General features: G+C 72.7%; 20 protein-coding genes and 2 pseudogenes. 12 read left to right on the forward strand and 10 right to left on the reverse strand.

Features of this window, described 5'->3' with window-relative positions:
- Window positions 1–58 precede the first annotated feature (58 nt).
- A complete protein-coding gene (locus tag ACYQ8Q_RS41770; RefSeq protein WP_460072255.1) occupies window positions 59–985 on the reverse strand; it encodes an SGNH/GDSL hydrolase family protein in 927 nt (308 codons plus the stop codon).
- A gap of 297 nt (window positions 986–1282) precedes the next feature.
- Between ACYQ8Q_RS41770 and ACYQ8Q_RS41775 the strand changes: the two are divergent.
- The 6 genes and pseudogenes from ACYQ8Q_RS41775 to ACYQ8Q_RS41800 all read left to right on the forward strand — a co-directional run.
- Window positions 1283–1747, forward strand: a pseudogene (locus tag ACYQ8Q_RS41775) (MarR family winged helix-turn-helix transcriptional regulator); the annotation flags it as partial.
- 1025 nt (window positions 1748–2772) lie between these two features.
- On the forward strand, window positions 2773–3498 hold the full coding sequence (locus ACYQ8Q_RS41780) for a response regulator transcription factor (protein WP_460072257.1): 726 nt from the start codon (window positions 2773–2775) through the stop codon (window positions 3496–3498).
- A gap of 156 nt (window positions 3499–3654) precedes the next feature.
- The gene (locus ACYQ8Q_RS41785; RefSeq protein WP_460072259.1) at window positions 3655–4887 is read left to right on the forward strand and encodes a cytochrome P450; all 1233 of its coding nucleotides are present in this window, start codon (window positions 3655–3657) and stop codon (window positions 4885–4887) included.
- 41 nt (window positions 4888–4928) lie between these two features.
- Complete coding sequence (locus ACYQ8Q_RS41790; protein WP_460072260.1) at window positions 4929–5132, forward strand: ferredoxin; 204 nt, start codon at window positions 4929–4931, stop codon at window positions 5130–5132.
- On the forward strand, window positions 5129–6301 hold the full coding sequence (locus ACYQ8Q_RS41795; protein WP_460072262.1) for an NAD(P)/FAD-dependent oxidoreductase: 1173 nt from the start codon (window positions 5129–5131) through the stop codon (window positions 6299–6301). The genes ACYQ8Q_RS41790 and ACYQ8Q_RS41795 overlap by 4 nt, the downstream gene beginning before the upstream one ends.
- Before the next feature lie 145 nt (window positions 6302–6446).
- On the forward strand, window positions 6447–6959 hold the full coding sequence (locus ACYQ8Q_RS41800; RefSeq protein WP_460072264.1) for a MarR family winged helix-turn-helix transcriptional regulator: 513 nt from the start codon (window positions 6447–6449) through the stop codon (window positions 6957–6959).
- Here the strand turns inward: ACYQ8Q_RS41800 and ACYQ8Q_RS41805 are convergent.
- Window positions 6949–7206 (reverse strand): annotated as a pseudogene (locus ACYQ8Q_RS41805) (MFS transporter); the annotation flags it as partial. The gene ACYQ8Q_RS41800 and the pseudogene ACYQ8Q_RS41805 overlap by 11 nt on opposite strands.
- Before the next feature lie 233 nt (window positions 7207–7439).
- On the opposite strand from ACYQ8Q_RS41805, the gene ACYQ8Q_RS41810 reads away from it, so the two are divergent.
- The 3 genes from ACYQ8Q_RS41810 to ACYQ8Q_RS41820 all read left to right on the forward strand — a co-directional run bounded on the left by ACYQ8Q_RS41810 (window position 7440) and on the right by ACYQ8Q_RS41820 (window position 10727).
- On the forward strand, window positions 7440–7820 hold the full coding sequence (locus tag ACYQ8Q_RS41810) for a DoxX family protein (RefSeq protein ID WP_460072266.1): 381 nt from the start codon (window positions 7440–7442) through the stop codon (window positions 7818–7820).
- Entirely contained in the window at window positions 7817–8284 is a 468-nt protein-coding gene (locus tag ACYQ8Q_RS41815; protein ID WP_460072268.1) for a peroxiredoxin, read from the forward strand. Before ACYQ8Q_RS41810 ends, ACYQ8Q_RS41815 begins: the two co-directional genes overlap by 4 nt.
- Window positions 8285–8384: 100 nt before the next feature.
- Entirely contained in the window at window positions 8385–10727 is a 2343-nt protein-coding gene (locus ACYQ8Q_RS41820; RefSeq protein ID WP_460072270.1) for an ATP-binding SpoIIE family protein phosphatase, read from the forward strand.
- Window positions 10728–10761: 34 nt separating this feature from the next.
- Here ACYQ8Q_RS41820 and ACYQ8Q_RS41825 read toward each other — a convergent pair whose 3' ends face one another.
- Complete coding sequence (locus ACYQ8Q_RS41825; RefSeq protein WP_460073720.1) at window positions 10762–11199, reverse strand: cupin domain-containing protein; 438 nt, start codon at window positions 11197–11199, stop codon at window positions 10762–10764.
- A 268-nt stretch (window positions 11200–11467) separates the two neighbouring features.
- Here ACYQ8Q_RS41825 and ACYQ8Q_RS41830 point away from each other — a divergent pair, with 268 nt between their 5' ends.
- Window positions 11468–11704, forward strand: a complete 237-nt coding sequence (locus ACYQ8Q_RS41830; protein ID WP_460072271.1) for a hypothetical protein — start codon at window positions 11468–11470, stop codon at window positions 11702–11704.
- Window positions 11705–11905: 201 nt separating this feature from the next.
- On the opposite strand, the gene ACYQ8Q_RS41835 is transcribed toward ACYQ8Q_RS41830, so the two are convergent.
- Window positions 11906–12736 carry an aldo/keto reductase gene (locus ACYQ8Q_RS41835; RefSeq protein WP_460072273.1) on the reverse strand — a complete coding sequence of 277 codons (831 nt, stop codon included), beginning with the start codon at window positions 12734–12736 and terminating at the stop codon, window positions 11906–11908.
- A gap of 152 nt (window positions 12737–12888) precedes the next feature.
- Here ACYQ8Q_RS41835 and ACYQ8Q_RS41840 point away from each other — a divergent pair, with 152 nt between their 5' ends.
- Window positions 12889–13857: a TauD/TfdA dioxygenase family protein gene (locus ACYQ8Q_RS41840; RefSeq protein ID WP_460072274.1), complete on the forward strand. Its 969-nt coding sequence runs from the start codon at window positions 12889–12891 to the stop codon at window positions 13855–13857.
- 2 nt (window positions 13858–13859) lie between these two features.
- On the opposite strand, the gene ACYQ8Q_RS41845 is transcribed toward ACYQ8Q_RS41840, so the two are convergent.
- From ACYQ8Q_RS41845 to ACYQ8Q_RS41860, 4 genes are all read right to left on the reverse strand, one after another.
- Window positions 13860–14393: a hypothetical protein gene (locus ACYQ8Q_RS41845; protein WP_460072275.1), complete on the reverse strand. Its 534-nt coding sequence runs from the start codon at window positions 14391–14393 to the stop codon at window positions 13860–13862.
- Between the two features lie 5 nt (window positions 14394–14398).
- Window positions 14399–15460 carry an LLM class flavin-dependent oxidoreductase gene (locus ACYQ8Q_RS41850; RefSeq protein ID WP_460072277.1) on the reverse strand — a complete coding sequence of 354 codons (1062 nt, stop codon included), beginning with the start codon at window positions 15458–15460 and terminating at the stop codon, window positions 14399–14401.
- 66 nt (window positions 15461–15526) lie between these two features.
- Window positions 15527–17032, reverse strand: coding sequence for a metallophosphoesterase family protein (locus ACYQ8Q_RS41855; protein WP_460072279.1), 1506 nt, complete (start codon window positions 17030–17032; stop codon window positions 15527–15529).
- Between the two features lie 118 nt (window positions 17033–17150).
- Window positions 17151–17963, reverse strand: a complete 813-nt coding sequence (locus ACYQ8Q_RS41860; protein ID WP_460072281.1) for an MHYT domain-containing protein — start codon at window positions 17961–17963, stop codon at window positions 17151–17153.
- A 367-nt stretch (window positions 17964–18330) separates the two neighbouring features.
- On the opposite strand from ACYQ8Q_RS41860, the gene ACYQ8Q_RS41865 reads away from it, so the two are divergent.
- Window positions 18331–20730, forward strand: coding sequence for a M4 family metallopeptidase (locus ACYQ8Q_RS41865; protein WP_460072283.1), 2400 nt, complete (start codon window positions 18331–18333; stop codon window positions 20728–20730).
- Window positions 20731–20792: 62 nt separating this feature from the next.
- On the opposite strand, the gene ACYQ8Q_RS41870 is transcribed toward ACYQ8Q_RS41865, so the two are convergent.
- Together ACYQ8Q_RS41870 and ACYQ8Q_RS41875 are read right to left on the reverse strand one after the other, a co-directional pair.
- Window positions 20793–21977 carry a glycoside hydrolase family 64 protein gene (locus tag ACYQ8Q_RS41870; protein ID WP_460072285.1) on the reverse strand — a complete coding sequence of 395 codons (1185 nt, stop codon included), beginning with the start codon at window positions 21975–21977 and terminating at the stop codon, window positions 20793–20795.
- Between the two features lie 133 nt (window positions 21978–22110).
- On the reverse strand, window positions 22111–22866 hold the full coding sequence (locus tag ACYQ8Q_RS41875; protein ID WP_460072287.1) for a dienelactone hydrolase family protein: 756 nt from the start codon (window positions 22864–22866) through the stop codon (window positions 22111–22113).
- Window positions 22867–22977: the final 111 nt, after the last annotated feature.

The raw sequence follows: 22977 nt of genomic DNA on the forward strand, positions 1-22977 counted from the left end.
CTCTCGGGTGTCGCTTGTCGGTTATCGGTTATCGGTCATCGGCGGCGCACAACGGCGGTCACACGCCGAGGCGCCTCAGGACGGCGTCCGCCATGCCCTGTTCGCCGCGTTCGTTGGGGTGGACGGCGGCGGCCGGGGCGAGCGGTACGAGCGGCTCGACCCAGCGCACCCGCCGGTCGGCGCAGGCGTCGCGTCCGACCGAGGGCGTGTACGTGTCGACATAGCCGGCGCCCGCCTTCCCGGCCCGTTTCCGCAGCATCGTGTTGAGCTGCTGTTCCTTCTCGTGCAGATAGGTGATGTCACCGGCCGTGAGCCCCATCTCGGCGCCGCAGCCCGTGGTGCGGGACGGCAGGATCGCCGGGTAGCCGACGACGTAGACCCGGGCCTTCGGCGCGCGCCGCCGGACCTCGGCGAGCGCGTGCGCCAGTCGCTTGTCGGCCGCGGCGATCCGCTGCCCGACCTCGTCGGTGCCGCCGGAGACGTACCGGGCGCGGCAGGGCGCCGCGGCGCCGGTGCCGGCCCGGAGACCGTCGAGGGCGAAGGTGAGCACGCCCGCCTTCACACAGGTCTTCACCAGCGAGGCGAAGCCGATGTCGTTGCCGCCCATGCCGAGCGTGACCAGACCGGTGCGGCTGTCGAGGGCGGACAGCTGGGCGGGGTTGGTGCCCCGGTCCGTGGACTGCGGTCCTGTCAGGTCCGCCAGGGTCGCCCCGGTGCAGCTCATGTCGTGGAAGTCCCGGGCGGGCAGGCCGAGGCGCCGGGCCACGAGGGCCGGGTAGTTGCGGTCGGAGCGCTCGCAGCCGGCGGGGGAGCCGGTCCGGTCCGGGATCTCGGGGCCCGCGGTGTAGGAATCGCCCAGCGCGACATACGGGCCGTGGGGCGGTGGAGGGCCGGCCGGGTCGCCGTGCCGGCCCGCCACGAGCGCGGTGGTGAGCACGCCGCAGGCGAGCGCCCCGGCCAGCGCGGCGCGTACGGGGGTCTTCATACGGGTCTCCAGGGCTCCCGGGGGGTCTCCGGGGGAGGGGGCGGTCGGTCGTTGCGGGCGGATTCACGCCGGTGGTGGTGTCCCCGGGCCCGGGCCGACAGGGGGGAGTGCGTCGGTGGCCGGGCCCGGGGCGTGGGCCGCTCCCCGTCCCCACGGGTGCGGCGCCGGGGAGCCGCCTCCGCTCAAGGCGGCTCCGGTCCGGGTTGCTTGAGTTAGGCAAACACATGTGGATTACTTGAGTCAAGCAAGCGTGGAGATTTACTTGAGTTAGGCAAGCAGAAAGGTAGGGTGAGATCCATGTCCCCCTCGCCGCCCGCCGTGCCGGCCGCCTCGCCCGCGGTGGTCGAGATCGAACGGTCCCTCACGCGCGTCGCCTATCTGAGCGTCCGCGCACGTCAGCACGACCGGCTGGTCGCGATGGCGGGCGTACCGCTGGACCGGGCCGCCGTCGCGATGCTGCGCCGGATCGCCGAGCACGATCCGCTGCGCCCGGGGGAGCTGGCGCAGGTGCTCGCCGTCCAGGCCTCGCACGTGACCCGCCAGGTACAGCGGCTCCAGCAGGCCGGGTACGTCACCCGGGTCCCCGACCCGGAGGACCCCCGCGCCCGGCGGATCCGTCTCACCGCGCTCGGCGAGGACGCCGTGGCCCGGCTCGGGGAGGCCGGCGCACGCGGGATGCAGCTGGTGCTCGCCGACTGGTCACCGACCGAACTCCGCCTGCTCGCCCGCATGGTGGGCCGCATGGCGGACGTCCTCCTGACAGAGAACCCCGCCTCCACCGGGCCTGCTGTCCTCACCGGGCCTGCAGTCCTTGCCGGGCTTGCTGGTCCCACTGGGCCTGCTGGTTCCAGTGGGCTTGGTGTCCCCAGCAGGTCTGCTGTCCTCACCGGGCTTGCTGGTCCCACTGGGCCTGCTGGTTCCAGTGGGCTTGGTGTCCCCAGCGGGTCTGCTGTCCTCACCGGGCTTGCTGGTCCCACTGGGCCTGCCGGCCCCACTGGGCCTGCCGGCCCCAGCGAGCCTGCTGTCCCCGCCGGGCCTGCCTGCCCCGCCGGTCCCACTGACCTCACCGGCCCTACCGGCCTTGCCGGTCCTGTCGACCCCGCAGGGTCTGCCGGTCCCACTGGGCCTGCTGTCCCCGCCGGTCCCGTCGACTTCGCCGGGCCAGCCGGCCTTGCTGGTCCCACTGAGTTTGCCGGGCCTGCCGGTCACGCTGAGCTTGCCGGCCTTGCGGGGTCTGCCGGGCTCGCCGGTCCCGTCGACCCAGTCGGTCCTGCTGGCCTCATCAGGCCCGCCGGTGCCACCGGGCCTGCTGGCCTCACCGGACTCGCCGGTGCCACCGGGCCTGCCGGGCTCGCCGGTCCTACTGACCTCACTGGCCCTACCGGCCTTGCCGGTCCTGTCGACCTCGCAGGGTCTGCCGGTCCCACTGGGCCTGCCGGCCCTGCCGGCCCTGTCGGTCCCGTCGACCCAGTCGGGCCTGCTGGCCCCACCGGACTCGCCGGTGCCACCGGGCCTGTCGGTCTCACCGGCCCTGTTGGTCCCGTCGGTCCCGTCGGTCCCGTCGGTCCCGTTGGGTCTGTCGGTCCCGTCGGGTCCGCCGGTCTTGCTGGTCCTGTTGGTTCCGTCGGTCTTGGTGTTCGCTCGGTGGAAAGGTTTGGTTTCTGATGCGTGTGACCCGGTCGTCCCGGTGGGACGAACATCCGGCTCGTGGGCTTCTGTACTCGTCCGGTCCGGCCGAGCCCCCCGGGCCGTTATCCCGCCCGGCTCCCTCGCGTACGGTCTCGCCCATGCCTGCCGACCCGAACGCGAAACCCTCGCTCGCCCGGGGTGCCGGGCAGCATGTGCTGATCCTCGCCGGAGAACCGGACACCGCCGAACTGCTCGCCACCACCCTGGAGTTGGCCGGCTACCGGATCGGCCTCACCGACACCGCCGCCGACGCGCTGGCGCGGCTCGACACGCACCGCTTCGATCTGCTCGTCGTCGACACCACCCTCCCCGATCTGCCCGGCATCGCCCGCGCCGGCCGCCCGGTGATCGCCCACCGGCCACCCGTCCTCTACCTCACCCCGTACGACTCCCTCGGCAGCCTGCTGCCCGAACTCGGCCCGGGGGAGAAGGACTACGTCACCAAGCCGTTCCGGGTGGCGGAGGTGCTGGCCCGGATGCAGGTCCTGCTGCGCGGCACCGCCGCCCCCGGCCGCGTCGGCCACTCCCCGTGCTACGAGGACCTCGTCCTGGACGACACCCTCTGCCGGGCCCGGCGCGGCCCCCGCGCCCTCGCCCTCACCCCCGCCGAGTACCGCCTGCTCCGCCATCTCATGGTCAACGCGCACCGGGTGCTCTCGAAGGAGCAGATCAGCCGGTACGTCTGGGGCGACTTCCGCGGCGACAACGCGATCGAGCAGCTCGTCTCCCGGCTGCGGCGCAAGGTGGACCGGGACGGGCCGCCGCTGATCCATACCCGGCGGGGTTTCGGCTACTGGCTCGGGAGGGCGGAAGGGGACGGCTGACGGGGGCGGCTGACAGAGCGTCATGTTGCCATGTGATCCAGGTCACGTCAGGTTGCTGTCAGGGAACTGACCGGAAGCCGTCAGCCCCCTCTGTTTGCCTGTGCTCATCGAGGACTCGACCTCCCTCCCTTCTTTCATCCCCCACCGAGGAGAGCCATGGCCGACACCCTGACCGGCCCGGTGCCCGACGCGCCGGACGCGGTCCCCGAGTTCCCGATGCCCAGGGCGGCCGGCTGTCCCTTCGACCCGCCGCCCGCCCTCCGGGAGCTCCGGGAGCGCGCGCCGCTGACCAGGGTGCGGCTCTGGGACGGCACCGAGCCCTGGCTCGTCACCCGCTACGCCGACCAGCGGGCACTGCTGGGCGACCCCCGGGTCAGCGCGGACACCGACAGCCCCGGCTACCCGGCCAAGGCCAGCCCCGAGGGCGGTGAGGGCAAGCTCGGCTTCATCATGATGGACGACCCCGAGCACGCCCGGCTGCGCCGGATGGTGACGGCGCCGTTCGCCATCAAGAAGGTCGAGGCCATGCGTCCGGCCGTGCAGCGGATCGTGGACGACCTGCTCGACGAGCTGCTGGCCGGCCCGAACCCGGTCGACCTGGTGGAGGCGTTCGCGCTGCCGATCCCCTCGCTGGTGATCTGCGAACTGCTCGGCGTGCCCTACGCCGACCACGCCTTCTTCCAGGACAGCACCAAGACGATGGTCCACCGGGACGCGACCCCCGAGCAGCGGGGCGCGGCCGGCCGGGAGATCGCCGCCTACCTCGGCGGACTCGTCGGCAAGAGGCTCGCCGATCCGTGCGACGACCTGCTGTCGGGCATCGCCGCCCGGGTGGCGGCCGGTGAGATCGACCACCAGATGGCCACCGAGATGGCGCTGCTGCTGCTCTTCGCCGGTCACGAGACCACCGCGAACATGATCGCGCTCGGCACCCTGGCCCTGCTCCGGCACCCCGACCAGCTGGCCCTCCTGCGGGAGACCGACGACCCCAGGCTGGTCGCCTCCGCCGTCGAGGAGCTGTTGCGCTATCTCCACATCACCCACCTCGGCCGGCGCCGCGCGGTGACCGAGGACATCGAGATCGGCGGGCAGGTCATCAGGGCCGGCGAAGGCGTGATCATGGTCAACGAGATCGCCAACCGCGACCCCGAGGTCTTCACGGACCCCGACCGGCTCGACCTCACCCGGGACGCGCGCCGCCATGTCGCGTTCGGCTTCGGCGTCCACCAGTGCCTGGGCCAGCCGCTCGCCCGGATGGAGCTCCAGGTCGTCTACGGCACCCTCTACCGGCGCATCCCGACCCTGAAGCTGGCCGGCTCGTTCGACGACGTCCGCTTCAAGCACGACGCCTTCATCTACGGCGTCCACGCCCTGCCCGTGACCTGGTGACGTAGAGCGACGAACGCAGAAACGCAGGAAAGGGGAACCCCATGACCTCCCACAAGGTGGAGCTGGAAGCCGACAAGTGCGTCGCCTCGGGCCAGTGCGTGGTCGCCGCCATGCAGGTCTTCGACCAGGACGACGACGGCATCGCGATCCTGCTGGAGGAGTCGCCCGCGCCCGAGCTACTCGACGACGTCCGCGAGGCCGTCGCCGTCTGTCCGGCCGCCGCGATCCGACTGGTCGAGCGGTGAACCGCATCGTGGTCGTCGGGGCCTCGGCCGCCGGACTCGCGGCGGTCGAGACGCTCCGCCGCGAAGGGTACGACGGCGCCCTCACCCTCGTCGGCGACGAACCGCATCCGCCCTACGACCGCCCGCCGCTGTCCAAGCAGCTCCTGGCCTCCGAATGGGAGGAGGACCGCCTCGGGCTGCGCCGCCCCGAGGACCTCGCCTCCCTCGGTCTGGATCTGCGGCTCGGCACCGCCGCGCACGGCCTCGACGTGGCGGAGCGCCGGGTGCGGCTCGCCGACGGCGGTGTGCTGCCGTACGACGGACTGATCGTCGCCACCGGCGTACGGCCGCGTCGGCTGCCCGGTGAGGGGGCGCATGTGCTGCGCACCCTGGAGGACGCCCTCACCCTGCGGGAACGGCTGGAGCCGGGCCGTCGGCTGGTCGTCGTCGGCGCCGGTTTCCTCGGCGCGGAGGCGGCGGCCGTCGCCTGGCGGCTGGGCGCCCTCGTCACCCTGCTGGAACCGGCGGCGGTGCCGCTGGCCCACGCCGTCGGCGAGGACGTCGGACGCGTGCTGTCGCAGGCCCACCGCGACCGGGGCGTCGACCTGCGCTGCGGGGTGGCCGTCACCGAGGTGACCGAGGACGGCGTACGGCTCGCGGACGGCTCGGTCGTCGACGCCGACGAGGTGCTCGTCGCGGTCGGCTCGCTGCCCAACACCGACTGGCTGGCGGGCAGCGGACTGCCGCTCGGCGACGGTGTCGTGTGCGACGAGTACCTGGCGGCCGCCCGGGACGTGTACGCCGCGGGGGACGTGGCCCGCTGGTACAACCCGCTGTTCGGTAGGTCGATGAGGATCGAGCACCGCACCAACGCGGCCGAGCAGGGCATGGCCGCCGCCCGTAATCTGCTCGCCGCCCCTCAGGCCCGCAAGCCGTTCGCGCCGGTGCCGTACTTCTGGTCGGACCAGTACGACATGAAGATCCAGGCCTACGGCTTCCTGCGCGGCCACGACGAGATGGCCGTCGTCGAGGGCGACCTCGCCGAACGCCGGTTCGTGGCCGCGTACCGCACGGGCGACCGGGTGAGCGGGGCCCTCGCGGTCGGCATGCCGCCGAAGGCGATCCGCCTGTGGCGCCAGGCGATCGCCACGGGAGCGTCCTGGGGCGAGAGCGTCCGCGTCCCGGCCTAGCGGAAGCGGAAGAGGGGCCCCGGCGGGCGGTACGAGCCCGCCGGGGCCCTTACGCTTGCCCCGGCGTCATCCTTCCGGAGTACCGGAGAGTCAACGCATGCAGTAACTTACTTGAGTTACGCAACAAGATGGTAAAGTGGGTCGCATGTCCAGCGAACCGCTCCCCCTGCCCGCCGCGGCCACCCCGGAAGTGATCGAGATCGAGCGCGCGCTCACCCGGATCACCTATCTGAGCACCCGTGCCCGCCAGCACGACCGGCTGATGGCGATGGCCGGCGTCCCCCTGGACCGGGCCGCCGTGGCGCTGCTGCGCCAGGTCGCCGACTCCGAGCCGCTGCGGCCGGGGGAGCTGGCCCAGCGCCTGGGCGTGGAGGCCTCCCATGTGACCCGCACGGTGCAGCAGCTCCAGAAGGCCGGCTATGTCACCCGGGTCCCCGACCCCGACGACGGCCGGGCCCAGCGGATCCAGCTCACCGGCGCCGGTCGTGAGGCGATCGACCGGGTCCGGGACGCGGGCGCCCGCGGGATGCAGCTGGCCCTGTCCGGCTGGTCCCCCGAAGAGCTCGGCCAGCTCGCCACGCTCTTCCACCGCATGGTCGACGACTTCCTCTCCTACGCCGTCGACGAGGACACCGACCAGTCGCCCGTCACCGCCTGACCCGCTCCCGGCCGGCCGCCACGACGGCGGCCCCGCCCGGCTCCCGCGGCCCGCGCGGCAGCAGCCAGGCCACCACCGGCGGGACCAGGCCCGTGCGCAGGCTCGTGGCGTCCGCGAGCGCCCCGAGGGCCGCAGCGGTGAGCCCGCCGACGCTCACCGTCAGTCCCAGGGTGACGCCGCTCGCCGTCCCCATGGGTCGGGGCAGACAGTCCTGGCCCAGGGTCACATGCAGCGAGAACGGCACGTAGGGCCTGCTCCCGGCCGGCGTCCCCACCGCGCCGCCCGCGTAGTCAGACGAGGACCACCGAGCGGCACCGGGGAACGCACGCTCAGCCGTCTCTTCCGCCGCGTGACCTGACCGGAGCGCCATCGGCACCGGCGGGCACGGGAGTTGGGGGCGCCCGCACGGCCGTACCCCCGCCTCCGGAGTCCCCACTACCGTCCAGTAATGTCGGGTGCCAGGACTTCAGAGGAGGAACCTTGTCCCGGTCCGGACGCTCACCCCTGCTGCTGGCCGGCCTGCTGGCCACCGCGGGCGTGGCCCATTTCGCCGCCCCCCGCTCCTTCGACGCCACGATCCCGCGCGCCCTGCCGGGTTCGCCCAGGGCCTGGACGTACGGCAGCGGCGTCGCCGAGCTGGCGCTGGCGGCCGGACTCGCGCTGCCCCGGACCCGCAGGGCGGCCGCCCTGGCCAGCGCCGCGTTCTTCGTCGGCGTCTTCCCCGCCAACGTCAAGATGGCGCTGGACTGGCGCGACCGTCCCACCCCCCTCAAGGCCGCCGCGTTCGGCCGGCTGCCCCTGCAGGTGCCCCTCGTGCTGTGGGCCCGCAGCGTCGCGAACGGCACGGAAGGACGGTCATGACGAAGACGCTGGAGACCGGCGACAAGGTCGAGGACTTCTCGCTCCCCGACGAGACCGGCACGGTGCGCAGCCTCACCGAACTGCTCGCCGACGGCCCCGTCGTCCTCTTCTTCTACCCCGCCGCGCTCAGCCCCGGCTGCACCGCCGAGGCCTGCCACTTCCGCGACCTCGCCGCCGAGTTCGCCGCCGCGGGCGCCCGGCCGATCGGCATCAGCGGGGACTCCGTCGACCGCCAGCAGGAGTTCGCCGGCCGCCACACCCTCGGGATGACCCTGCTGTCCGACGGCGACGGCGAGGTGCGGGAGCTGTTCGGCGTGAAGCGGGGCGTCTCCCTGATGCCCACCAAGCGGGCCACCTTCGTCATCGCCCAGGACCGCACCGTCCTGGAGGTCGTCCGCAGCGAACTGCGCATGAACACCCACGCCGACCGCGCCCTGGACGCCCTGCGCGCCCACCGCGCCTGAGCGGCGCGCCCGCCCCGGGGCCGGCCGGCGCCCGGACCCCCGGTCCACGACCGGCCCCGCGCGGTTGATGCACCCGGGCAAAGGGACCATTCTGGACGACATGGAGCATGTCGTCGCTGCGGCGGTCGTCGATGCCCGGGGCATCGTGACGGGCTGGAGCGAGGGTGCCCGACTGCTGACGGGGCATCCGGCCGAGGAGGCCGTGGGGCGGGCGGCGGCCGACCTGCTCGCCGAGGACCTCCCGGCCGCCGCCGGAGGGGCCTGGAGCCGGCCGGTCGTCGTACGCCACCGCGACGGGCACCCCGTCACCCTCGCCGTCACCGCCTGTCCCCTGCTCGGCACCGGGGGAGAGGCCCTGGGCTGGACCCTCACCGCGGAACGCGCCGCCGCCCCGGAACCCACCCTGGCCGGGCGCGCCTTCCAGCAGGCGTCCATGTCGATGTCCGTCTTCGACCCGGGGCAGCGCTATCTGCGGCTGAACGAGGTCGCCTGCAAGGTCATGGGCGTCTCCGAGGACGTCCTGCTCGGCCGCCACTTCCCGGACACCGTGGAGGAGGCCGAACACAGCAAGGGCTTCAACTGGCACCTGCGCCAGGTCGCCGAGACCGGCCTCCCCCTGCGCTACGAGAGCTACACGGGCGCCCCGTCCCTCAACCGGGAACACGCCTGGACCACCGAGATGTGGCCGGTGCGGGACGCCGCCGGCGAGGTCACCGGGGTCGCCCTGGCCGCCTTCGACAGCAGCGACCAGTACTGGGCCCGCGCCCGCCTGGCCATGCTGAACGAGGCCGCCGCCTCCATCGGCACCACCCTCGACGTCGTCCGCACCGCCGAGGAGGTCGTCGAACTCCTCGTCCCCCGCTTTGCCGACTTCGCCAGCGTCGACCTCCTCGACTGGGTCCTCGGCGCCGACGAGCCACCGCCCGTGCCCGAGGGGGAGATCGTGCTCCGCCGGGTCGCCCACGGCTCCGGCCGGGACGGCACCCCCGAGGCCGCGGTCCACCTCGGCGGCACCGACACCCATCCGCCGTTCAGCCCGCCCGCCCGCGCGCTGCGGGAAGGCCGCGCGATCCGCAGCCAGGCCGGTGAGCCCGACTTCATGCGCTGGCTCATCGAGCGCGACACGCGCTCCCCGGAGGGCCGCCCCTACCGGCGCGGCGTCCACTCCATGATCTCGGTGCCGCTGCGCGCCCGCGGCACCACCCTCGGTGTGCTGGTCGGCATCCGGATCGCCCACCCCGACGACTACGAGGCCGACGACGCCGTCTTCGCCGAGGAGCTCGCCAGCCGGGCCGCCGTCTGCGTCGACAACGCCCGCCGCTTCGCCCGTGAACGCACCACCGCGCTCGCCCTCCAGCACAGCCTCCTGCCGCGCGGACTGCCCGGACAGGCCGCCGTCGAGGTCGCCCACCGCTATCTGCCCAGCGGTTCCACGGCCGGTATCGGCGGCGACTGGTTCGATGTGATCCCGCTCTCCGGCAGCCGGGTCGCCCTGGTCGTCGGGGACGTCGTCGGGCACGGCATCCCGTCCTCGGCCACCATGGGCCGGCTCTGCATGGCCGTGCGCACCCTCGCCGACGTGGACCTGCCGCCCGACGAACTGCTCACCCACCTCGACGACCTCGTCACCCATCTGGCGGGCTACCAGGAGGGCGCCGACGAGGTCGCGGAACTGGGCGCCACCTGCCTGTACGCCGTCTACGACCCGGTCAGCCGACGGCTCGCCCTCGCCGCCGCCGGCCATCCCGCGCCGGCCCTGCTGCTGCCGGACGGCCGCGCGGAGCTGGTCCGGATGACGCCCGGTCCCCCGCTCGGCGTCGGCGGGCTGCCGTTCGAGGCGGTCGAGCTGGAACTGCCCGAGGGCGCGGTCGTCGCCCTGTACACCGACGGCCTGATCGAGGACCGGGACCGTGACGTCGACCGCGCCACCGGTGAACTGTGCAGCGCCCTCACCGCACCGGTCGCCACCCTCGACGCCCTGTGCGACACCGTGCTCAAGGCGGTCCTGCCGGAGGAGCCCGGCGACGACGTGGCCCTGCTGCTGGCCCGCACCCGCGCCCTCGGCGCCGACCGGGTCGCCACCTGGGACGTGGACCCCGACCCCGCCCGGGTCGCCGCCACCCGGCAGGCCGCCACCGAGCAACTCGCCGCATGGGGGCTGGAGGAGACCGCCTTCGTCACCGAACTCGTCGTGAGCGAACTGGTGACCAACGCCATCCGCTACGGCGAACCCCCCATCCAGCTCCGGCTGATCCGCGACCGCAGCCTCATCTGCGAGGTCTCCGACGGCAGTTCCACCTCGCCGCACCTGCGCCGCGCCCACGCCTTCGACGAGGGCGGGCGCGGCCTGCTGCTGGTCGCACAGCTCACCCAGCGCTGGGGCAGCCGGCAGACGGACCGGGGCAAGACGATCTGGGCGGAACAGAGCCTCGAACCGCAGTGATCGCGCCGGGGCGCGGCCCGGTCGCCTGGCCCGGTCACTCGAAGGGGCAGCCCGGGTTCGGCGCGTCCTCGGAGAACGGCGCGCCGTGCGGCAGCACGTACAGGACCTCCAGCACCACCGGTGTGTCGCCGAGGTTGCGGCCTATGTGCACGTTCCCCGGCCCGGCCGGCTCCTGGACGACACTGCCCGCGGGATAGACGCCGTCGGAGGCGCACGTCGAGGCGAAGTGACTGAGCGTGCCCGCCTTCACCACGGCGTACAGCGGACCGTCGTGGTAGTGCCAGCCGGTGGCCTGGCCGGGCGGGACGGTGATCTCCCGGAGCGTGTAGTCGGTGTCCCCGACGGTCCGCTGCGCGATCAGCCGGGCCGTGACCCCGGGGCCGGCCGGTGTGGCCCGGGCGGCGGCCGGGCCCGCGAGGACGCTGCCGACGACGACCGCGCCGGCCGTCGCTGCTCGGAGTGGAATACGCATGCGCATGGCGAGAGCCCTCCTGATGGATGTTCCCGTGGGCGGCGATGACGACACATCGGGGTGAACATACGTGTGGGGGAGGGGAGTTGGGGCCGGATTCCGGATGTCGCCGCCGGTCGCCCGTCCGGGCCGGTGGAGCGCCGCCGGAGGAGGCCGCGTCGTACGCCTTCGCAAGGCAACGCCTGATGCATCACGTGCGTTGCACAACGGTTCCGGCGGAGGAACTGTGGCGCACCACCATTCCGCCGGGCCGAAGGGCGCCTCCGGCATGAGGACTGACGACGACCTCTGTCTCACTCCCGCGACCGAGCCGGCCGCGGCGATCCGGCGCCGGGAGGTGTCCCCGGTCGACGTCACCACCGCGGCCCTGGCCCGGATCGAGCGCCTCCAGCCGACGCTGAACTGCTTCGTCACCGTCGTCCCCGCACGGCGGCCGTCGCCGTCGCCGCGACCGTCCTGCTCACCGCGCTCCTGGCCCTGGTCGTCGACCACATCGACCCGCTGACCGACGCCGGCCCCAGGACCGACGCCGTCCTGCTCGTCGTCCCCGTGATCGCGTTCGCCGCCGGCGGCGCCGTCGCCGTGTACCTCAAGCGCGCCAGGCCCGACGTACGTCAAGCGCGCCAGGCCCGACGGGTACGACCGCATCGGCGGCGAGGAGGCCGGGAGGATCCAGGCAGTGCTGGTGGCCGGGCGGACCTGAACCTCAGAACTCCTCGTGGGACTCCGGATCGCCGCCCAGCCGCTCCTGGGCCCGGTCCGCGATCACGCCCATCTGCGCCGGACCGAGCGCGAAGCCGAAGACGTCCAGGTTGGCGCCCTGCCGCCCGGGATCGGCGGACTTCGGGACGGGAACCGCGCCGAGCTGGACGTGCCAGCGCAGCACGACCTGGGCGGGGGTGACCCCGAGCGCCTCCGCGACCTGGACCACCGCGGGGTCCTGGAGCAGGGCCGAGCCCCGCCCCAGCGGGCTCCAGCTCTCCGTGACGATGCCCTTCGCCGCGTGGAAGGCCCGCAGCCCGTCCTGCGGGAAGAGCGGGTGCAGCTCGATCTGGTTCACCGACGGCAGGACACCCGTCTCCTTCTCCAGGCGCTCGATGTGCTCGGGCATGAAGTTCGAGACGCCGATCGAACGGACCAGACCCTCCTCCCGCAGCCTGATCATCGCCCGCCACGAGTCGACGTACCTGCCGACCCGGGGGAGCGGCCAATGGATCAGATAGAGGTCGACGTGGTCGAGGCCGAGACGGCGGCGGGACTCCTCGAAGGAGGCCAGGGTCTCCTCGTAGCCGTGATGGCGGCCCGGGAGCTTGGTGGTGACCACGATGTCCTCGCGCGGGACCCCGCTCCGCGCCACCCCGCGCCCGACCCCCCTCTCGTTGCGGTAGTTCGCCGCCGAGTCGATCAGCCGGTAGCCCAGCCCGAGCGCCCCGGCCACCGCCTCCTCCGCCTGCGCGTCGTCCATCGGCCAGGTACCCAGACCGAGGGCCGGGAGCGCCGTACCGTCGTTGAGCGTGTGCACCGGAATGTCGATCACCGTCTGCCCTTCCCCTGGAGCGGAATGAGTCCCTCCAGCCTCACGGACGAAGGGGACACGATCAACCGGACCGGGCCGCAGGCACTGTCGCCACGGCGGCGATTCGCTGTCACGATCTTCGGCGAGGGGTGTTCACGACGATCGGAGCGGGCATGACGACGGACTTCGACAGCCAGGCGACGGACGCGGCCGGGGTCGAGGTGAAACCGGTCGCAGGGCACCTGGGCGCCGAGATCGAGGGCGTGGACCTGGCCGCCGGCCTCGACGACGCGCAGGTCGCCGCGATCCGGGCGGCCGTGCTGCGCTGGAAGGTGGTGTTCTTCCGCGGCCAGCGCCTCGACCACGCCGGGCATGTGGCCTTCGCCCGGCGCTTCGGTGAGCCGGTCGTCCTGCGCAAGCGCGGGAGCGCCTCACCGGCGGACTTCCCGGAGATCGAGACCACCGCCGACCGGCTGGAGCTGGGCGGCCGGTTCGGCATGGACCACGACGAATGGCTCCAGCGCCGGCGGCACACCCTGCTGCGCGGCTGGCACTGCGACCACGGCGCCCGGATCGACCCGCCGGCCGCGACGATCCTGCGCGCCGAGACCGTCCCGCCCTACGGCGGCGACACCACCTGGTCCAACCTGGCCGCCGCCTACGCCGGACTGTCCGCGCCCGTGCGGGAGTTCGTGGACGGGCTCAGGGCCGAACACCGCCTCGGCGTCGGCTACCAGCCCCGGCCCGGCGAGGACGCCTACGTCCGCCATCTGCTCGACCACCAGGTCGCCGCACTGCACCCGCTGGTCCGGGTCCACCCGGAGACCGGGGAGCGGATCCTGTACGTCAACGGCTACTACGTCGAGCAGATCGCCGATGTCTCCCGGGCCGAGAGCCGCGCCCTCCTCGACCTGCTGCTGGAACAGGCGGTGCGCCCCGAGTACACCGTCCGCTTCCGCTGGGAGCCGGGCAGCGTCGCCTTCTGGGACAACCGGGCCACCATCCATCTCGCCCCCGGCGACAACGCTCACCTCGGCTTCCCCCGCACCATGCACCGTGTGATGCTCGCCGGCGACATCCCGGTCGGGGTCGACGGCAAGCCCTCCGAGCCGATCACCGGCACCGAGCCGGGCCGCTGGTGAGGTCAGGCCCCGGGCTCGGCGCGGGCCACGAACGGACGCCCGTCCTCCGGGAGGAACACGAGGAACTCCCGGCTGCCATGGACCACGCGGGCCAGGCCCAGCCGCCGGTCCGCGCGCACCACGGCCTCGACGAGTGCGCCGCCCTCGACGATCCGCTCGGGGCGCGCGTGCCGCCGTACCAGCTCCGCCGCCCGCCCTTCGACCCAGAGTCCGACCCGCGCCCCCTGCTTCAGGGCCCCCAGCAGTTCCTCCCGCGGGGGTCCCGGCACCGCACCCCCGACCCGGTGGCGCAGGAGATCCTCGAGCGTGGGCTCGGGATCTCCGAGCGTCCGCGCCCGGCAGCCCGGGCAGGCCGAGTCCCGCGTCGGGTCGAACGGGCCGCGGTACACCGTGAGCCGCTCGCCGGGAATCCCGCACAGGGAGGCGCCCTTCGACAGCCCGTGGCCCGTGCCCGGCGCGTCGCTCTCCTCGCAGAGCGCGAGGAACGGCCGGCGCCCGGACCCGGGACGCCACCCGTCCGTCCGCGGACCCCGCACGGCGGTCAGCCGGCCGCCGCCGGCCGCCAGCCCAGCGCCGGGCCCAGCTTCGTCGCCGTGTCGGTGAGGATCTGCACGTAGTCCTCGTGCTCGAAGGTGAAGGGCAGCGCGAAGGCCACCTCGTCGATCTCACGGAACGCGGCGTGCGCGTGCAGCCGTTCGGCGATCTCCTCGGACGTGCCGACCAGGTCCGGCGCGAACAGCAGCCGCGCCGGACCCTGCGGGGACCGGGTGCGCGGCAGCCGCTTCGCGGCGAACTCCACGTACCTGGCGCGCTGTTCGGGCGAGGCGGAGTCGGTGGGGATGACCACGAGCCCCTGCGAGACACGGGCGGCCCCGCCGTCGGGGTGCGCGGCGCGGAAGGCCCGCACATGGGAGAGCTGGATCTCGGCGAAGTCCCGTGTGTCGTCCGGGCCTTCGGCCTTGACGACGCTGCTCGTGAGGAAGTTCATCCCGTGCTCCCCGGCCCACACGGCGGAACTCACGCTGCCGCCGCCGTACCACAGGCGCCGCCCGAGGCCGGGGGAGTGCGGCTGCACCCGGTCCGAGCTGAATTCGATGTCCGGCTGCCGCCGGGTGGCCTCGAAGCCCTCGACCCCGCTGAAGTCGCTCGCGGACTTGCCCCGCACCAGGTCCAGCAGCCGCCGCACCCGCTCGTAGCCGAAGTCCTCGGCGTCCGCCGTGTCCGGGTACAGGGCGTCCTTGACCTGGTCGTAGTGCATCGGCGGGCCGACGCTCACCCCCGGGTTGAGCCGGCCGCCGGACAGGACGTCGACCGTCGCCAGGTCTTCGGCCAGCCGCAGCGGGTTCTCCCAGCCCAGCGGGATCACCGCGGTGCCGAGCTCGATACGGCGGGTGCGCTGCGAGGCGGCCGCCAGGACGGCGACGGGGGAGGAGATGCCGTACTGGAGATGGCGGTGGCGCACCCACGCGCTGTCGAAGCCGAGCCGCTCGCCCAGCTCGATGATCTCCAGTGTGGTCTCGTGCCCCCGGCGCGGGTCGTCCCCGTCGAACAGCCCGATGGTGAGGAATCCGAGCTTGCGCAACGGGCGTGGGGTGGGCGGCACGGGATCCTCCGGCGGTCGTACGGCGGTACTCCCCGATTGTGGCAGCCGAACATTGCGGGCGTGTGATCAGACGAGCGGGATGACCACCTCGTCCTCGACCGGGGGGTTGAGTTCCTGGGCCCGGTTGCCGGTGGCCGCGTGGCAGCGCAGACGGATCGACTCCGGGGTGACGTCCAGACGCAGGAAGCACTTGAAGAACGGCGGGCTGTACGTCGCGGAGCCCGGCGAGAACAGCTGGGTGTAGATCTTGCGCACGGGCAGCCGGAAGCGCCGCCTGCGTTCCGGGCGGCTTCCGGTGCCCAGCAGGCCCGCGATCAGCCGGATCCGGCGGGTGACACGGACCTCCGGCCCGGGGGCGCGGGTGGCCGGGATGCCGAGCCGTTCGGCGACGACCGCCTGGGCCTCGGCCTCGCTGAGGGCGAAGAGGCGGCGCAGCCGCAGCCGGCGTCCGTAGAGCCTGCTGTAGAAGGCGAGGGAGTCGCCGCGCAGCGGGTAGCAGCGGAAGTCCTGCTCGCGGACCCCGGCGACCGAGACCCGGGGGATGGTGTGCGTGGCGTGCATGAAGGCCCCGCCGCCGCCCGACACGACGTACTGGAGGGTGCGGCCGTCCGGCAACGGCACCGGATAGCGCTGGTAGTTGTGGATGTCGCCGCCGATCGCGGCCACATAGCGGTGCTCCGGCGCGCGCACGATGTCGTCCACCGTCCCGCCGCCCTCGATGGGGCACGGGTGGTGCTCCCCGTCGACGTACAGCGGCGAGCCCGTGACCAGTATCTTCGGCCGGGGTCCCTGGGACACCTCGCGCAACCAGGCGCCCTGGGCCGCGTCGAGGGTGCCCAGCAGACCGGTGTCTATGCCGATGATCCGCACCGGCCCGGCGTCGATCGCCCAGTACGGCCCTGGCTGCACGGCCAGTTGGTCCGCCGCCGACCGCAACTTCCGGGCCTCGTCGAGGTGTTGTCCGTCGTGAGGGCGCGACCGGTGCCACAGCCGGGCGCGCAGCCAGGCGCGGGTGAGCGGGCGCGGCGCGGGTTCGGCGGGCAGCGGCGGGGCGTCGTCGCAGAAGACCCGCATGAAGGCGCCGAGGTCCTCGTACCAGTCGTGGTTCCCCGGTATCGCGTAGACGGGCGCGCGGTAGTCCCGGTACGGGCGGAAGAACTTGGTGCCGTAGTCGTCCGCGCTGCCGACCGGGTAGATGACGTCGCTGGCGAGGACGGTGAAGGCGGTGCCCTGACTCACCTTCAGAAACCCTGGCACGACGGCGTATTGAGGGTCGTCGCCCTCGCCCGTGTCGCCGATGACCATGAAGGAGAAGCGGTCGGGGTCGGAGCGCCGGATCACCTTGTCGGCGGGCGCCCCGGCCGCCTGCCGCTGGGCCACCCACCGGTCGCGCGTACGGCCCGTGGGGTCCCCGAACCAGGAGGCCAGCACCCCGTTGCGGGCGGCCCACAGCAACCGTGGATCGAACCAGGAGATCTTCTCGGTCCGGCCGGGCATCAGCGCGCGGTAGGCGCCGGGTTCCGCCTCGCCCCAGCCGGCGCCCGCGGCGGTATCACGTGAGGAGTCAGACACGCGGTGCACCGTAGCAATCGGGCCGCTCCGGGTTCCCGGCCGACCCTGATGTCACAAACGCGCATCCTCGACGACACCGGAACGACTCCGTGCGAGCACCTCGGGCTGCGCGCACCGCTCAGCCACCGCTCCACGACCGGCTGACCTGGCGCTTCGGGGTCTCGGCCCGCTCGTTTGGAGCGGGCCGGTTCCACTCGCCGTCGCCGAGCACCAGCAGCGGGTCGAACATCACCACCACGCCCGCGAGGACCAGGAAGATCACCGGTCCGATCAGCATCGGCAGCAGCAGCGAGGCGGGGGAGTCGCCGGCCCGGGACGAGGTCGTGCCGTGCACATGGACGCCGACCGCGGCCATCGCCGTGTAGTGCATGCCGGAGACGGCGAGGCCCATCACCAGGCTGGCGCCGAGGCTCGTCAGGAAGCCGCGGACCGTGACGGCCGCCCACAGCGCGGCGGTGGCCGCGCCGACCGCGATCAGCACCGAGAGGGCGACCAGGAGCGGGTCGTACACGAGGGTGCCGTCGAGCCGCATCGCCGCCATGCCCAGGTAGTGCATCGCGGCGACACCGAGACCGGTGACGGCGCCCGCGAGGGGCAGCGCGCCGCGGCCCGCGCCCCGGCGGCCGACGAGGGACACGCCGACGCCGACCACGGCGACCGCGATCGCGAGGCTGAGCACGGTCGGCCAGACCGCGTAGCCGATCCGGGTCTCCCGCACCCGGAAGCCGATCATCGCGATGAAGTGCATCGTCCAGATGCCGCAGCCGATCGAGGTGGCCCCCAGCACCAGCCATCCCGTCCTGAAGGAGTCCTTGTCCATCAGGGACCGCACGATGCAGCGCAGCCCCAGGGCCCCTCCCAGGCACGCCATCAGATAGGCCGCCACCGGGGTCACGATCCCGTACCGGAAGCCGTCAATCGTGCCTTCCATCGCCAACTCGCCCCCAGAGTCACGGATGTTCGTGGAGGATTGTCTACGTGTAAGAGTGGGGTGAGGGCAAGCCGATCCGGCGTGTCGCACCGGGCGGACAGGGTACGCACAGCTTGCTCACAGAAACGCCGGGGGGTGACGGTCCGCGCCGGGCCCGGCACCGAGGGATAACCCTCGAAGCATCCGGGTCGGGCTGACATGTAACCGTCAACCCTGCCATTCTCCCTCCCAACGTGCCGCACACCAGCGGCACGCCAGCCCCCACACGGTTCCACGGTCCCGCACCACTCAGCTCGTCCCGGACAGCACACCCGTCTGCCCGGTCTGTCACCGGCCGTACCCCTCGGCCGCCGCAGTAGGAGAACGAGTGAGACCCAACCCCCGCAAGCGGACCGCGGTCGGAGCGGCCCTGCTCTCCACCGCCGCCCTTCTGGCCCTCGGCGTCCAGTCGGTCCCGGCAGCCGCGAAGCCCGCAGCCCCCCACCCCACCCCCCTGCGCAGCGGCGGCCTCGCCGCCGACGTCACGCCCGCCCAGCGCACCGCGCTCATCAAGGGCGCCCAGGCGAAGACGGAGCAGACGACGGAGTCCCTGGGCCTGCCCGCCCAGACGAAGCTCATCGTCAAGGACGTCGTCAAGGACAACGACGGCACCGTGCACACGCGCTACGAGCGCACCTACGCCGGACTGCCCGTCCTCGGCGGTGACTTCGTCGTGCACACGGCCCCGGCCTCGCTGGCCGCCGGCACCGTGAGCACGACCTTCAACAACAACCGCCGCGCCATCTCGGTCAAGTCGACCAAGGCGACGTACAGCAAGGCCTCCGCCGAGACCAAGGCGCTGAAGCGGGCCGCGGCGCTCGACGCGACGGACCCTGCCACGCAGAGCGCCCGCAAGGTGATCTGGGCCGGCCAGGGCACGCCGAAGCTCGCCTGGGAGACCGTGGTCACCGGCCTCCAGGACGACGGCACGCCGAGCCGCCTGCACGTCGTCACCGACGCCCTGACCGGAGCGAAGCTCTCCGAGTTCCAGGACATCAAGACCGGTACCGGCAACAGCCAGTACAGCGGCACCGTCACCATCGGCACCACGCTGTCCGGGTCGACGTACCAGCTGTACGACACCACCCGCGGCGGCCACAAGACGTACAGCCTCAACAACGGCACGTCGGGCACCGGCACCCTGATGACCGACACCGACGACACCTGGGGCACCGGCTCCGGCTCCAACACCCAGACCGCCGGTGTAGACGCCCACTTCGGCGCCCAGGTCACCTGGGACTTCTACAAGAACACCTTCGGGCGCAGCGGCATCAAGAACGACGGCGTCGCCGCCTACTCCCGCGTCCACTACAGCTCGGCGTACGTCAACGCCTTCTGGGACGACGACTGCTTCTGCATGACCTACGGCGACGGCTCCGGCAGCACGCACGCGCTGACCTCGCTGGACGTGGCCGGCCACGAGATGAGCCACGGCGTCACCTCCAACACCGCGGGCCTGAACTACTCGGGCGAGCCGGGCGGTCTGAACGAGGCCACCTCGGACATCTTCGGCACCGGTGTCGAGTTCTACGCGGCCAACTCCTCCGACGTGGGCGACTACCTCATCGGCGAGAAGATCGACATCAACGGCGACGGCACCCCGCTGCGCTACATGGACGAGCCCGACAAGGACGGCAGCTCCGCCGACAGCTGGTACTCCGGCGTCGGCAACCTCGACGTCCACTACTCCTCGGGCCCGGCGAACCACATGTTCTACCTGCTGTCCGAGGGCAGCGGCAGCAAGACCATCAACGGCGTCACCTACAACAGCCCGACCTCCGACGGCGTCGCCGTCGCCGGTATCGGCCGGGCAGCGGCGCTCCAGGTCTGGTACAAGGCGCTGACGACGTACATGACGTCCAGCACCAACTACGCGGGCGCCCGCACCGCCGCCCTGAACGCCGCCACGGCGCTCTACGGCTCCAGCTCCACCCAGTACGCGGGGGTCGGCAACGCCTTCGCGGGCATCAACGTCGGCAGCCACATCACGGTCCCGTCGACCGGCGTGACGGTCACCAACCCGGGCAGCCAGTCGACCACCGTCGGCACCGCGGTCAGCCTGCAGATCTCGGCCAGCAGCACCAACAGCGGCACGCTGACCTACGCCGCCAGCGGTCTGCCCACCGGCCTGTCGATCAGCTCGACCGGTCTGATCTCGGGTACGCCGACCACGGCCGGCTCCTACAGCACCACCGTCACGGTGACCGACTCCACCGGCGCCACCGGCACGGCGTCCTTCACCTGGACGGTCAGCTCCTCGGGCAGCGGCTCCTGCACCTCGACCCAGCTGCTGGGCAACAACGGCTTCGAGTCCGGCAACACCACCTGGACGGCGTCGAGCGGTGTCATCACCAACTCGAGCAGCCAGGCGGCCCGTACCGGCTCCTACAAGGCGTGGCTCGACGGCTACGGCTCGACCCACACCGACACGCTGTCCCAGTCGGTGACGATCCCGAGCGGCTGCACCAACACCACGTTCACCTTCTACCTCCACGTCGACACGGCCGAGACCACCACCAGCACCCAGTACGACAAGCTGACGGTCACCGCCGGTTCGACCACCCTGGCCACGTACTCGAACCTCAACGCGGCCTCCGGGTACGTCCAGAAGTCCTTCAGCCTCGGCTCCTACGCGGGCACGACGGTGGCGCTGAAGTTCACCGGCGTCGAGGACTCCTCGCTCCAGACCAGCTTCGTCATCGACGACACCGCCGTGACGACCGGCTGATCCGCACCACCTGACCGACGTCCCGCACGCAGGCTCCCCCCGCGTGCGGGACGTCGGCGTGGTCAGGAGAGCGGGTCGAGCGTCAGATACGCCTGGCGCGGCGAGCCGTCGTGGACGAGGGACTCCTGCTGTCCCACGTCGTCGAAGGCGAAGGCGTACGCCTTGCCGTCGGCCGTCCGCGCGTGGATCGCCCGGGCGTACTGATTGGTCACCGCGTCCTGGTAGAAGTTCGCGGTACCGGTGTCCGGCTGGCTGGGGTTGACCAGGAGCGTCGACCGGTTGAAGCCCGCGCACAGGGTGCGGGAGATCGGCCCGCGCACGGCGTCGTTCGGGGCGTCGAGCAGCCTGTGGCAGCCGAACACGCTGGCCGCGTCCGGCTTCTGGAAGCGGGTGACGACCGCGCCGGAGGCGTCGGTGAAGTTCAGGACCCCGCCCGAGACCCGGCCGTGGTACCGGGTGCCGGGCTGGTCGGCGAACGGGGTCACGGTCAGGGTCGTGGTCGTGTACTTCTGCCACACACGGTTGACGTAGTCGTCCATGACGGTCGCCGGGAGCGCCCCGGTCTCCACCCCGTACAGCGGCGAGAGCGCGCGCAGGACCGTGCCGTCGGAGCGGGTCTGGACCAGGTTCGCCCAGCCGCCGGGGCGACCGCGCAGATCGTCGAGGACCCCGTGGTAGCCGCCCGCCTTGAGGTGCCCGGTGCTCACGGTGCTGCCGTCGGCGCGCTGCACGCCGACCGCGTAGGGCGCGGAGAACATGTCCACCTGGGTGCTGTTCAGCCACAGCCCGGAGTCGTTCAGGGTGTACTCCGACCAGTTGAACAGGATGTTCCGGTTGGGGTCGCCCGGGTTCTGCACGGCCGGCTGCACCAGGCCGCCGGTGGTCAGCTTGAACACGAGCTTCTGGCCGTACGAGAAGTAGATCCGGCCGGAGAACTTCGGGATCCGTACGGTGGTCGACCGCCCCGCCGCCGGACCGGGGATCGAGGCGTCCGGCGCCGGGGTGGGCGGGTTGCCGCCGGCCGGCCAGGCGTGGAAGGCGCCGTTCGCGTCCGCCCAGCCCTGCTGACCGGTCGTCAGCAGAGTGCCGAGGTTGTAGACGTGGAGGGCCTCGCCGCGGCCCGAGTCGTTGGTGATCGTGAGCGGGATCGTGTCGGGGACGGCGGCCCCGGCCGGTGGGCCGAGGGTGAGCAGCGCGCCGACGAGGGCGACCGCTCCGAACAGTGCCGTGGTGATCCTTGCGAGCACTCTCCACCTCCGTGCGGGTAGGCCTGTGGGGTTGGTCCATACCTTTTTGAGAGCGCTCTCACAGTCACGCCGAGGTGTGCCCATGTCAACGGGCGGGGAGGAGAGGGGCGCCCGTGGCGGCGCCCCCCCTCGCTCAGAAGGTCCGCTTCAGCAGATCGAGCAGCGCCGCCCAGTGCCGCTCCGCCGCCTCCTCGTCGTACGACGCGGTGTCCGCCTGGGTGAAGCCGTGCTGCGCGCCCTCGTAGACCTCGCAGGTGTGCCGTACACCGGCCGCCGTCAGGGTCTCCTCCAGCCGCTGGATCTGCTCGGGCGGCAGGGAGTGGTCGTTGTCGGCGTGCCCGAAGTACAGCTCGGCGGTGATCCGGCCGGCCACCAGGTGCGGGCTCTCCGGGGTGTCGGTGGCGAGGCGTCCGCCGTGGAAGCCCGCCGCCGCCGCGACCCGCTCGGGATGGGTGCCGGCGGTCAGCAGGGAGAGCCGCGCGCCCATGCAGTACCCGGTGAGCGCGACCGGGCCGTCCGCGACCAGCGGGCTCTCCTCCAGCCAGCGCAGATACGCGTCGGCGTCCCGTGCCGTGAGGTCGTTCGTCAGGGACTGCATGATCGGCATCAGACTGCCGAAGATCTCCGGCCGCGCGGCGGGATCGATGAACTCCGGCATCTCCACCACCGGTGCGCGGCCGTGCCGGTAGAACACGTTGGGCACGAGGACCGTGTAGCCCGCCGCCGCGAGCCGGTCGGCCATCGCCTTCAGGTGCGGGCGCAGTCCGAACGCGTCCTGGTACAGCAGCACGCCCGGCCGGGGCGTCCCGTCGCCGGGGTGGGCGAGATAGGCGTCCGCGACGCCGTCCTCGGTGGGGATGTCCACGGCTGTGCCCTGTACGGAGGTCATGGGGGTGCCTCTCTGCGTCGTGCAACGGGTGCGGCGGCACTCATCGTTGCACGCACCACCCACCTCCCGGCGAGGCCCCCCGTCCGAGCGCCGTTGCCGTTCCGTTATCGA

Source organism: Streptomyces sp. YKOK-I1 (assembly GCF_054660435.1).

Excerpts from the sequence above, each read along its gene's own strand:
- ACYQ8Q_RS41770 (WP_460072255.1), bottom strand. The coding sequence starts at position 985 with ATGAAGACCCCCGTACGCGCCGCGCTGGCCGGGGCGCTCGCCTGCGGC.
- ACYQ8Q_RS41780 (WP_460072257.1), top strand. The coding sequence starts at position 2,773 with ATGCCTGCCGACCCGAACGCGAAACCCTCGCTCGCCCGGGGTGCCGGG.
- ACYQ8Q_RS41785 (WP_460072259.1), top strand. The coding sequence starts at position 3,655 with ATGGCCGACACCCTGACCGGCCCGGTGCCCGACGCGCCGGACGCGGTC.
- ACYQ8Q_RS41790 (WP_460072260.1), top strand. The coding sequence starts at position 4,929 with ATGACCTCCCACAAGGTGGAGCTGGAAGCCGACAAGTGCGTCGCCTCG.
- ACYQ8Q_RS41800 (WP_460072264.1), top strand. The coding sequence starts at position 6,447 with ATGTCCAGCGAACCGCTCCCCCTGCCCGCCGCGGCCACCCCGGAAGTG.
- ACYQ8Q_RS41815 (WP_460072268.1), top strand. The coding sequence starts at position 7,817 with ATGACGAAGACGCTGGAGACCGGCGACAAGGTCGAGGACTTCTCGCTC.
- ACYQ8Q_RS41820 (WP_460072270.1), top strand. The coding sequence starts at position 8,385 with ATGGAGCATGTCGTCGCTGCGGCGGTCGTCGATGCCCGGGGCATCGTG.
- ACYQ8Q_RS41825 (WP_460073720.1), bottom strand. The coding sequence starts at position 11,199 with ATGCGTATTCCACTCCGAGCAGCGACGGCCGGCGCGGTCGTCGTCGGC.
- ACYQ8Q_RS41830 (WP_460072271.1), top strand. The coding sequence starts at position 11,468 with ATGAGGACTGACGACGACCTCTGTCTCACTCCCGCGACCGAGCCGGCC.
- ACYQ8Q_RS41840 (WP_460072274.1), top strand. The coding sequence starts at position 12,889 with ATGACGACGGACTTCGACAGCCAGGCGACGGACGCGGCCGGGGTCGAG.
- ACYQ8Q_RS41860 (WP_460072281.1), bottom strand. The coding sequence starts at position 17,963 with ATGGAAGGCACGATTGACGGCTTCCGGTACGGGATCGTGACCCCGGTG.
- ACYQ8Q_RS41875 (WP_460072287.1), bottom strand. The coding sequence starts at position 22,866 with ATGACCTCCGTACAGGGCACAGCCGTGGACATCCCCACCGAGGACGGC.